Below are 10,968 nucleotides of genomic sequence, written 5' to 3' on the forward strand. Positions count from 1 at the left end.
TCGTGTGCCCGCAGTCGTTCGTCACCGAAGCGATGGGCCCGCGCCAATTCACACGTGTGTCCGCAGGTCAAGAAAAATCGACGCGCAGCGGCCAGACGATTCACGCGTGATGATATCCAGGATCCGAGCGTGGTAAAGGCTACCGATTGCGGACAATAACGCAAAGCGGCGTGGGGCAACCGACGGCAAAGTGTTCGACCTCGATTTTCGTGGGACTCGCCCCGCGCTACAGTCGCGCAGCGCTCTCGCGAGCCGGCACCAGAGGGAGGACCACCTTGCCCAGCGTCTCGACCAAAGTCGACCTTTGCCAGGGACACGACGCGTGTACCCCCCGCCCGTTCAATACGTTCAGCCCCAGCGTCCTCGTCGAGGGCTTCGAGGTCGCGCGCGAAACCGACGTGTTCCAGGATCACGGCTGCCCCGATCACGTGCCACACAGCGCCGTCGTCACGCAGGGCTACCCGAGCATCACGGCGAACGGGCTCCGGATCGCCTACGTCGGCGCCCCCGTCTCCTGCCCATCGAGCGTCGTCGGCACGGGCCGACCCAGCGTCCTCGCTGGAGAGGGCTCCCGGATCTCCTGGAGCCGCTGAGGGAGCGAGGCGCCCATCATGAAGGTTCGCTCGCTCGGACCACTCCCTGCGGACGCGCTCGTGTATCGTCCTCGCGACGACAGGTGGCGGCTCGCGATCGTCTGCAAATCGACGCAACGGCTGGTGCCTGGCCAGGCGACGCTCGCGACGGCCCAGGAGCCGCTCCACGCCGACGACCTCCTACCGATCAAGCCGCGCGTCGATATCGTCCTCGTCGGCACCGCGCACGCGCCCCGTCGCGCTCCGGCTCGCTCGATTCCCGTGCGGCTCGTCGTGGGCGACCTCGAGAAATCCCTCGAAGCATGCCTCCCACGAACCGTCTGCCCGGACGGCGCGCTTCGGGAGGGCGCGCTCGTCCAATCGATCCCGCTCCGGTGGGAGCTCGCGGCCGGTGGGCCAGGCACGGCGAACCCCGTCGGCATGGCCCAGGACGTCCACCCGGCGTTCGGCACCCGCGTCCTGCCCCAGATCCAGCCCCTCGGGTGGTTCCCCGCCGAGCCGAGCGACGAGATCCCCATTGTCGGGTTCGGCCCCATCTCGCCGGCCTGGCCCGGCCGCAGGGACAGGCTCGGCGACCGCGCGGCGAGCTTCCGCCACGGCGACTGGTCGAACGAGGTCCTCGGTGACGGCTTCGATCTCCTGTACTTCCAGGCCGCGCCGCCCGATCAACAGCTCGAATCGTTGCGCCCCGACGAACGAATCATCCTGGAGAATCTGCTCCCCGACAGCCCGCGGCTCGTGACGAACCTCGCGGGGTTCATGCCTCGCGCCTTCCTCCACCGGAGCCCCGGCGGCATATCGCCGGTCGCGCTCCGCGCCGACACCCTCTGCATCGACGCGGATCGCGGCCTTTGCACCGTCACGTACCGCGGCCATCTGGATCTGGTGACACGCGCGGATCCCGGGATCGTCTACATCGTCCTCGAGGAGCCCGGGCAGCCCATCGGCGTCGAGGAGCTCGAGGCTCGGCTCGGAGCCCTCGCGGCGTCCGACATTTCCAGCGAGAGCTGGGCCGGGGCCCCTGTCCCCCCATCACATTCGGAGAATGCCGCCGCGGCGCAGATGCTCGCGGCGTTTGGCTCCAACGGGACGACCGAGATCGACCTCGACGCGCTCAGCCTGCCGCCCGCGCTGCCATTCCAGCCGAAACAACCCCGGGCGCCCTCGCGCGACGCGGATGATGACGAGGCTCGCACGGCCGTGATGAATGTCGCCGGGCTCCGCGCCGAGGTCGAGCGGCGCTCCTCGCCCCCGGGATCGGCAGGAGAGCGGGACGAAAAAACGGGCATGTTCCCGAATACAGGGCTCGGCCCGAGCCCCGTCTTGCCCTTTGTCAAGCCTGCCTCGCCGCCTGCGACGCCCGCCGTTCCGCCCGTGCCGGGCCCCCTGCCCGCGATGGCCCCGCCGCCGACGCCGCCGATGGCCGCGAGCCCGCCGCCCTCGGCGCCCACCTTCGGGCCGCCACCTTCGGCCATGCGCTCGACGCCCACGTCGTTGCCTGCCTGGGTCGTCCCTCCCGCTCCCGTGGCGCCGATCCCAGTGGCTGCGGCGCCGGTCGCGCCCACGCCTGCGCCCACGCCCACGCCTGCGCCGTGGGATCAGCGCCGCCTCGGCGCCGCCCCTGCGGCTCCGCGGCCCGACGCGTCCGAGCGCCCTGCGGGCAAATCGATCGAGCTCATCTGGTTCGACCCGGCGTTCATCGCGCGCATGAAAAAGCACCCGCAATGGGGACCCATGTTCAAGCCGGCCCCGAAGCCGCCGGCGCCCGAGCGAGGCAAGCCCCCCCCGCCGCCGCCCTCGCCGGAGGCGATCGAAGAGGCACAAAGGGCCGACATCTTCGGCATTCTTTCCTGCGCGGAGCCCTCGTCCCAGGGCGAGCTCGCGACCGGCGGCGGGAACGGGGCTTCGGAGGGCGCCCCGCTCCACCTCGTCGCGGGGACGCTCTCGTTCCCGCTCGACGATATCGAGCTGCTCAAGGCGACCACCGCTGCCGCCGCCCCGCTCGCGACGACCGACAAGAAACTCAAGGAGCTGCTCGAGCTCGTCGAGGGCGTCCTGAAAATGCCGCTCGAGGGCGCGCCCGAGGTGGCGACGAGCTTCGTCCAGCGCATCCGCGAGGCGTGGTCGAGCGCCAACCGCATCCTGCCGCCCGATTACCTCGTGACGCACACGGAGTGGGTGCTCTTGAACCAGCGCCATTACCAGAAGCGCGAGCTGCTCGACCAGGCATGGGTCCGCGCGCTCTTTTCGGCCGAGGGCTCGAGCTCGCCGCTCCCTGCGTACGTCTCCGCCAAGCTCTCGAAGCGCCTGCCGCTCTTCCGCCAGTTCCCCGCGCGCCTCGTCGTGGAGGTGCTCCCGCAGCAGGACATGTACGAATCGAGCCCGATCGCACTACGCGTCGTCGCCCTCGCGCGGCAGCTCGACGCGGCGACGCGGCAGACCAAAACGAGGAGCCAATCCACCTAGGAGGGACCATGTCCGTCGGTCAGACGTCCGGGCGCAATACGACGAACTCGGCGCCAGCGCAGAACGCGAATCGGCCGCGCGTTCACTGGTGGCGCCGTATGGATTACAACAGCTTCGAGCGCAAGATCTCGCAGTTCGGGATCGAATCAGCGCGCGTCGGGAACAAGTACATCATCACGTCGAACAACATCCGGCTCGAGGTCTCTCCGATCGATTTTTCGGGGATCGTCGTCGCAGATTTCGATGCGATGAACGAGAAGATCAGCCGGTGGCGCCAGGCCAAGGTCAATGACGACCTGCTCGCCTACGGCGCGACGACCGGCTCGCTGCTCGATCAGTCGAACGCTCAGGGCTACATGGGCAGCGAGCAGCACACGGTGTGGGCGATGGGCGCCTCGGCCCGCACGGGCTGCTTCATCCCGCCGGAGTTCTTCTTCGAAAACGAGGGGTTCGGCGGCACCGCGGGCAATGGGCCGAACGTCTTGCCGCTCGGGAACACGGGCGAACCGATGTCGACCATCGCGATGGCCCACGATTCCGACTGGATGATCGGCCGCCTCTTCAGCATGGGCCCGCTCGCGCGGCTGAACACCGTCACGCCGCACATGCAGTACCAGATCCAGCGAATGGGCTCCGCGGGCCTGTTCGACGGGTTCCAGACGAACGAGCTCTTCGCGCGGGACAACCGATTTCCTCTCATCTCGGATCCGCGGACGCAACAGGAGCGGGAGATCAACGCCCGCATCACCTCGCTCCTCGACGCGGCCGGGGCGCAGGACACGTATTATCGCGAGAACGGGATCTGGCTGCGACAGGGCCGTTGGGGCTGGAACGTGAAATACACCCGGGCGCACGCGGCCTTCGATTTGCAGGTGAGGTGGCGCTCGTGGCTCCAGATCATCGGCGTATCGGGCACGGTGTACGATTTCGCGCCCGAGTACCTGTGGGATGGCAACGAGAGCGCGACGCGTGGAAAAAACGACGTGCGCACCCACAACGACGCGCGCGCGCCGGGGTTCCCGGAGTGAAGGACGGTCCCTCATGAACGATGTCCAGAAATTCGCCGGTGCCACGACCTCGAAGCTCGGCGCGCCGACCCTCGGGGAGAACGCACGCCTCGGCTTCCCGGACCTGCCCGATGTGCGGCTCTCGGTCCGCGAATTCGAGGTCGAGGAAGGAATCAGCCGCCTCTTCACGATCCGGCTCGTGTGCGTCTCGCCCGCCGAGGATCTCGACCTCGCCGCGCTCGTCGGGGCGCGCGCCGGCTTCGAGCTCTCCTGGCGCCCCGATCGGGTCCTTCGTGGGCTCTGCGCGTCGGCGGAGCTCGTCCGGGTCTCCGACGACAAGGAGGGCCTCGCCACGTACGAGGTCGTCCTCGTGCCCACGCTCTGGCGGCTCTCGCAGCGCGTCCAGAATCGCCTGTTCCAGCACGTCACGATCCCCGAGATCGTCCGGACGATCCTCGGCGAGTGGAAGATCGAGCATACGTGGCGCATCCAGGAGCACGCGTATCCGCCGCTCGAGCTGCGCACGCAATACGGCGAGACGGACCTCGCCTTCGTGTCGCGCCTGCTCGAGGAGGCGGGGATCTCGTACTGGTTCGTCGACGAGGGCGCAGAGGCGAGCCGCCTCGTCCTGGGAGACGCCCCGCACAGCGGGGAGCGACGCGCCGGCGGGCCCATCCCGTTCGTGGACGACGTCTCGCTCGCGGCGCCCGCCCGGAGCGATCACCTGACGCACGTGCGATTGAAAGAGCAATCGCGCCCCGGGCGATTCTCGACCCGCGATTACGATTTCTTGCGGCCTCGGCACGCGCTCTTCGCGCAGGCGGACGCGACGCGCGCCGTCGAGCACGCGCACGAGCAATTCCATTTCGCCCCGGGCTTCGGCCTCGCGGAGAACCCCCTGCTCTCCGGTCGGACCTCGCAGACGCCCGTCGCCGACGACCTCGGCGTCGCCCGTCGCCGCGAGGAGTACGCGCAGGAGCGCCAGAAGCGCATGCTCGAGGCGGCGAGCGGCGAGCGGCGCGTCGCCACGTACGAGGCGAGCGTCTCGGATCTGTCGCCGGGCGCGGTGTTCTGCATGGGCCGGCACCCGCACCCCGAGCTCGCGGAGGACAAGGCCCTGCTCGCCGTCCGGCACCGCATGACGGGCACGGTCGCGGATACGAGCTCGTGGCGCTTCGAGGGCGCCGCTGTCCACGCGTCCGTCCCCTTCCGGCCGCCACAGATCACGCCGAAGCCGCGGATCCACGGCCTGCAGACCGCGGTCGTCGTGGGCCCGGAGCCCTCGAACCTCGCGGCGCAGGTCTCTCTGCCGCGCGCGGTCGGGGCGGTGGAGAGGCTCGCGGTGGAGGGCGCCGCCTCGGCCGACGTCCTCGTCGACAACACCATTTACGTCGACGAGCACGGCCGCGTCCGCGTGCAGTTTCCCTGGGATCGCGAGCACGGCTTCGACCAGCGGAGCTCGGCGTGGACGCGCGTGAGCCAGGGCTGGGCGGGCGCGGGATATGGCCTGTTCACGATCCCGCGTGTCGGTCACGAGGTCCTCATCGCGTTCCTCGACGGCGACCCGGACCAGCCGCTCGTGGTGGGCCGCGTGCACAACGCGGCCGAGCCCACGCCCTACCCCTTGCCAGCGGCGAAGACGGTGAGCACGTGGAAGACCGCGTCCTCCCCCGGCGGCGAAGGCGCGAACGAGCTCCGCTTCGACGACGCCGCGGGCGCCGAGCATGTCTACCTGCAAGCGCAGAAGGACATGGATCACCTCGTCAAGAACGACCTCAAGCAGGCCGTCGGCAAGGACGCGACGCGGTTCGTCCAGGCCCACGACACACACGCCGTCGGCGGCAGCCGGACCGATTTCGTCAACTTGAACGAGGCGCGCGCCGTCGGGGTGAACAAGGCCGAGTTTGTCGGAATGAACCGTACGAGCCACGTCGGCGTCGACGACCAGACGGTGGTGGGCACGCGCTGGAGCGTGACGGTCGCGCGTGGCTTGACGAACCGGCTCGTCCACGATCTCGAGGCCATCGCGGGCAACGTCGGCGACGTCGTGCGCAGCGCGGCGACGACCGTGCTCGGCGGCATCCCCGCGACGCCGCTCTCGGTCGCGGCGGAGTCGGCGCTCGCGAGCCTCGGGAGCGCGCTTTACGAAGGGCTGAAATCACTCGTCGAGCCGCCGAACCTCGGCTTCGAGACCGAACCCGGCCCGCCGCCCACGACGATCGAGGTGGTGGACCGGCAGATCAAATTCTCGACGGGCGAGGCGTCGATCATCCTCGACGGGCCCAACGTGACGATCAGCGCGCAGGGCAACATCGTGCTCCACGCGATGGATCACGTCTCGGTGCTGAGCGAAAAAGAGGTCGCGATCGGCGGGCGGAGCAAGGTCGCCGTCGTCTCGGCGACGGACGACGTGATCGTGCAATCGAGCAAGGACCTGCACCTGAACCCCTTCGCCTCGGGCGGCGGCCTCCCGAAGGCGCAGCGCCTCGATCCAGCGGCGCCCATGGCGATCGGGCCCGAGGTCTGCGCGGTGTGCGGCGGCGAGCTCGTCGGCGAGGACATGTTCCGCCGCTCCTGCGCCGCGATGCTGGGCGCGCTCCCCGCGGGTCGCGCCTCGAGCCTGCCCACCTCCGCGGGCGCGGGCGGAGGAGATGGCGAGGCCTTCGCGAGCGAAGCGCGGAGCCTCCAGGTCGATCTGCAGCGCCACGGCTTCAAGGGCGACATCATGGAGCACGCGGTGGACGTCATCACGCGTGGCCTCGATGGCAGGTCGCCGGCCTACGAAGACGTGCTCGCCTGGCTCGCCGAGCAGCGCCACATCGACCGGCAGACGCACGAGCGCCTTCGCGCGATCACCCCGGCGGACGCGGCAGCGTTCAGCGGGATCTACCTTGGATGGTGGTCGCAAGGAGCCGAAGCGCCGGCGATGGCTGTGTGGTCGTGGGGCGGCGCAGCGTTGACGCCGGAGCCGATCGGCAAATGCCAGATCGATCTCGTCATCGGCCTCCCCACGGGAGCGCGGGTCACGTTCTGCGATCGAAGGGTGCTCCAGGTTTTCATCGAGCTCATGCTGACCGGGACGGTGCGACATGTCTGAGACGAAGAAGGCGCCCGAGCTCCTGCACGTCGCGCTCTTGCGCGAGGCCGACGATCTGCGGGCGCTGCACAAGCTCATCGGGTTGCGGATCGACGAGGACCCTTGGGAGTACTGGGACACCACCGGCGTGGCGCTCCCGAGCGCGGTGGAGAGCCTGCTCGGCGTCTGCGGTTTCGGCGGAAAAGCGCCGCCCGTGCCGGAGGTGCGTGTCCTCGACGAGACCGGCGTGAACGCGGTCCCGATGATGGGATTCACGGTCCCTGCGGCTGAATACGGCGCCGTGCGCGCGGCGCTCATGGCCTCGGCGCGTGGCCAGATCGGCGGGTTTTCCCCGATCGTCGTCGCGCTCTCGGGCTTCCACGACGCGGCGATCGACGTCTTCGCCCACGTCTGGAGCCTGTCCGGCAGGCCACGCGTCTGGGTGCGGAGCGCCGCGCTCGGCACGCGCGGCAGCGCCGAGAGCGCGCCGCAGAGCTTGCTCCCCTTCGCAGGGCGCGACCCGAGCTTCTCGGCGAGCAGCTACATCCGTTCGCTCGCGCGCGCCGCCGGCGGCTGACGATCCGGCGGGGCGGAGCTACAAAACCCGCCGGATCACGTCCACGACCTCCCTCGCCGTCGGCCGCGCGTCCGGATCCTCGGCGAGGCAACGTTCGAAGAGCGCCGCGAGCGAAGGGGGGAGCCCCGGCACCCGCCGCAGGTTGTCCGGAACCTCGATGGGCCTTCCTTGCACGACGAGGAAGAGCGGCGGCATCGGGAAGGGTCGCTCCTCCGTCAGGAGCTCGTACGCGATGATCCCCAGGCTGAAGACATCGGAGGAAGGGCGCAAGGCCCGCGAGCGACGCGCGAGCTCGGGCGCCATGTAGCCCGGTGTCCCCACGAGCATCCCGGTCCTCGTCACGTTCATCCCGGCGGGTTTGTTCCTGGGCAATATCCTTGTTTTCTCGTCGTCATTCGCCTCGGTAGTTCCCTCCATCTCCTCGACGGTCGCGGCGATCGCGTCGTCGCCGGCGAGCGTCGAGATGCCGAAATCGGCGAGCTTGATGAGGGGCGTCCCGTCGGGCTCTAGCGTGACGAGCACGTTGCTCGGCTTGAGATCCCGGTGCACCACGCCGCTCGCGTGAACGGCGGCGAGCCCCTCGGCGATCTGCGCGAGCGTCGAGAGCGCGAACGCGACATCACCCCTGCGCCTCTCGTGTTTGTCGAGCGGCGCGCCGGCGACGAGCTCCATCACGAGGTAGAGGTGCCCCGCCTCGGTCACGTCGACGTCCGCGATCGACACGAGGTTCGGGTGGTTGAGGCGCGCGAGGATGTTCGCCTCGCGGATGAAGCGAGCGACCGCGGGTTTGTCCTTCGCGCCGGTGAGCAGCTTCAGCGCGACGCTGCGCCCGTCGGTGACCCGCGTCGCCTCGTACACGACGCCCATGGCGCCCTCCCCGAGCTTGCGCACGACGCGATATCGAGCGGCGGCGACGTCGCCAGCCTTCAGCCGAGGCACGGGCGCGCCGCTCTCGTGCCCGAGCACGGCCGAGAGGAGCGTCATGGTGCGCGCCTCGATCTTGCGGCGCAGCTCGTCGTTCAGCACCTCCACCTCGGCGTTCTTCGCCTCGAGCATCTGGATCTTCGCCCGGACATCGCGGCGCATCCCTTCGAGCGCGAGCCCGAGCTCGGCGAGCTCGCTCCCGCCGTCCACCGCGATCGGCGTCTCGATGTCGCCCTTCGCCAGACGCGAGGCCGCGTCGAGCAGCGCCCCTTGCTTCTCGATGCGCCTCTCCTGGAGCGCGCTCATGAGCTCCAGGCGGACGGCGCGTGTCGTGACGATCGTGATGGAGAGCTGCGTCCCGAGGCCGAGGAGGATGGTGAGATCGGCGTCGTTGAAGGGCGCGCGCGACTCGTCCGCCTCGAGGTACACGACGCCGAGCAGCTCGTCGCGGATCAGTAGCGGCGCGGCCATGGCGCTCCGGCGCCGCTTGCCGCTCTGGCTGCGCGTGATGAGGGGGCGGCGCTCGGCGCGCACGCGCTCGACGACGTCGGCTCGAAGCGCGAGGCCTTCGAGGCTCCTCGACATCTCCGCGGGGCCTGCGCCGATCGACGCCCCGGCCACGTCTCGTTTGGCGCGCAGCTCGAGCTCACCGGTCCGTTCGCCCTCGGTCCTCGTGAGGAAGAGCAGCGCGCGTTTCGCCTTGAGCAAGCGGATGAGCTCGTCGAGCGCGACCTGCGCCTGCTGCCCAGGCTCGAGCACGCGCGCGGACGCGAGGCTCAACCCGAGCACGGTGGAGTATTGCCCGAGCCGCTCCTGCACCTCGAGGAAGCGCCGCGCGAGGATGAGGCCCATGGCGAGTGTCAGGATGAAGAAGCCGATGTGCCCGAGGGGCAGGTTCGCCCGCGAGAGCACGCCCATCGCGCCGAGGACGTCGTAACAACCCGCGGTGGCCGCGGCGATGAACCCGGCGCCGAAGATCCGCGCGTCGGGGCTGCCGTCCCAGGCGCCGCGCACCGCGCGCGTGATGAGGACGACGGCGGCGACGAGGAGCAGGACCTGGTAGGGCAAGAGCGTACGGAGGACGGGCACGACGCCGGCGGCGACGAGGACGGCGGCGAGGGCGGTGTATCCGACGAAAGCGAAGCGGATCCACCGGACGAGCCCGAGCCATCCCCGGCCGAAGATATGCTCGAAATAGGCCGTCAGGAAGCTGCCCATGAGATAGAGGCAGAAGAGCTCGGCGTGGACCCAGGCGAGCGGCGCGTCGGCGACGAGCTGCCGGGAGGGCGATACGGCCGTGAAATAGGCGCCCGTGGAGAGCGCGAGGATGCTGTACGTGAGGTACGCTCTCTCCTTGCGGCGCGCGAGGAAGAGGCAAAACACGAACGCGCCGAGCGAGAGCATGATGAGGCCCATGCCGAGCGTCGGCAGGTCACGCTTGATGACGGCGGTCACGAGCGCCGATCGCTCCCCGAGCATCGGCTCGCCGAAGAGGCCGATGTTGACGTGATCGGAGTGGATCCGGAGCGCCAGGTGTTTCCCGTGAAACCCCTCGCCGAGCGGGAGGTAATGCGCCTTGTATCCGAGGAAGCGCCGGGCGCCCTCGCCCTCGAAGTTGCCGAAATGGTAGATCTGCTCGCCGTCGAGGTACGCTTCGAAGATCTGATCGACGCCGCGCAGGTACAGGGTATCGTCGCCGGGGGCGTCCCCGGAGAGCTTCGTGCGGAGCCAGAGGGTGGTGCGGCCCTCGCGTCCCGACGGTGAGCCCCTCGCGTCGAGCGCCAAAAAGCCCGGGGCGTCGCCAGGCGCGGCCCAGGCGAGTGATCCGTCGGCGAGCCGCGGCGAGTCCCCCCAGCGGTATTCCCAGGCGCCCGTGTAGAGCCGCACGGACTCGACCGGGGTCGAGACCTCTGCGCGCGCGTCCAGAGGCACGGCCAGCGAGAGCCCGAAGGTCACGACGAGCCATCGAAGGCCGAGCCGAGGTTTGGCGCGCATGTCTCGTTCAACCCTGCGATCCCGGGGAGGAAGGCCCCGAGCCGCGCGAGGCGAAGCGGGCCTCTCCGTTGCAGAGGAGCCCTGCGAGATCGGCCGGGTCGAGTGCGTCCTGGTCGTTGCCCGCCACCATTGGTATTCTACCAGCGCGGACGGCTTCGCCGCAACGCCGATGGTGGGCGCGGAGGGCCGCGGCTGCCATGCGGTCCCGCACACGCCTTTTCGCGGTCGAGCGTGGACTCGCCTTCCTCGCAACCCGCACCGGCGACGAGACCGCGCCTTTGGTCCAGGCCATGCGCGGTCTCGTCGCCGCCCATTTGCTCACGCGTGGAG

The 10,968-nt window shown here is 69.7% G+C and carries 6 protein-coding genes; 5 read left to right on the top strand and 1 reads right to left on the bottom strand.

The window, feature by feature from the left end; translation table 11 throughout:
• Positions 1 to 275: 275 nt before the first annotated feature.
• From GF068_RS40035 to GF068_RS40055, 5 genes are read left to right on the top strand one after another with little or no spacing between them, the layout of a single operon-like run.
• A complete protein-coding gene (locus GF068_RS40035; protein ID WP_153824824.1) occupies positions 276 to 593 on the top strand; it encodes a PAAR domain-containing protein in 318 nt (105 codons plus the stop codon).
• Positions 594 to 611: 18 nt separating this feature from the next.
• The gene (locus tag GF068_RS40040; protein WP_153824825.1) at positions 612 to 3,059 is read left to right on the top strand and encodes a DUF2169 family type VI secretion system accessory protein; all 2,448 of its coding nucleotides are present in this window, start codon (positions 612 to 614) and stop codon (positions 3,057 to 3,059) included.
• 8 nt (positions 3,060 to 3,067) lie between these two features.
• Positions 3,068 to 4,087 carry a hypothetical protein gene (locus GF068_RS40045; protein WP_153824826.1) on the top strand — a complete coding sequence of 340 codons (1,020 nt, stop codon included), beginning with the start codon at positions 3,068 to 3,070 and terminating at the stop codon, positions 4,085 to 4,087.
• A gap of 13 nt (positions 4,088 to 4,100) precedes the next feature.
• Positions 4,101 to 7,163 (top strand): type VI secretion system Vgr family protein, encoded by a 3,063-nt coding sequence (locus GF068_RS40050; RefSeq protein WP_170319965.1) that lies wholly within the window; start codon positions 4,101 to 4,103, stop codon positions 7,161 to 7,163.
• Positions 7,156 to 7,719 (top strand): hypothetical protein, encoded by a 564-nt coding sequence (locus tag GF068_RS40055; protein WP_153824828.1) that lies wholly within the window; start codon positions 7,156 to 7,158, stop codon positions 7,717 to 7,719. Before GF068_RS40050 ends, GF068_RS40055 begins: the two co-directional genes overlap by 8 nt.
• Before the next feature lie 18 nt (positions 7,720 to 7,737).
• Here GF068_RS40055 and GF068_RS40060 read toward each other — a convergent pair whose 3' ends face one another.
• Entirely contained in the window at positions 7,738 to 10,638 is a 2,901-nt protein-coding gene (locus tag GF068_RS40060; RefSeq protein WP_153824829.1) for a protein kinase domain-containing protein, read from the bottom strand.
• Positions 10,639 to 10,968: the final 330 nt, after the last annotated feature.

The sequence above is a fragment of the Polyangium spumosum genome (assembly GCF_009649845.1).
Classification (GTDB): Bacteria; Myxococcota_A; Polyangia; order Polyangiales; family Polyangiaceae; genus Polyangium; species Polyangium spumosum.

Coding starts and splice junctions, on each gene's coding strand:
- GF068_RS40050 (WP_170319965.1), top strand. CDS start 4,101: ATGAACGATGTCCAGAAATTCGCCGGTGCCACGACCTCGAAGCTCGGC.
- GF068_RS40060 (WP_153824829.1), bottom strand. CDS start 10,638: ATGCGCGCCAAACCTCGGCTCGGCCTTCGATGGCTCGTCGTGACCTTC.
- GF068_RS40055 (WP_153824828.1), top strand. CDS start 7,156: ATGTCTGAGACGAAGAAGGCGCCCGAGCTCCTGCACGTCGCGCTCTTG.
- GF068_RS40045 (WP_153824826.1), top strand. CDS start 3,068: ATGTCCGTCGGTCAGACGTCCGGGCGCAATACGACGAACTCGGCGCCA.
- GF068_RS40040 (WP_153824825.1), top strand. CDS start 612: ATGAAGGTTCGCTCGCTCGGACCACTCCCTGCGGACGCGCTCGTGTAT.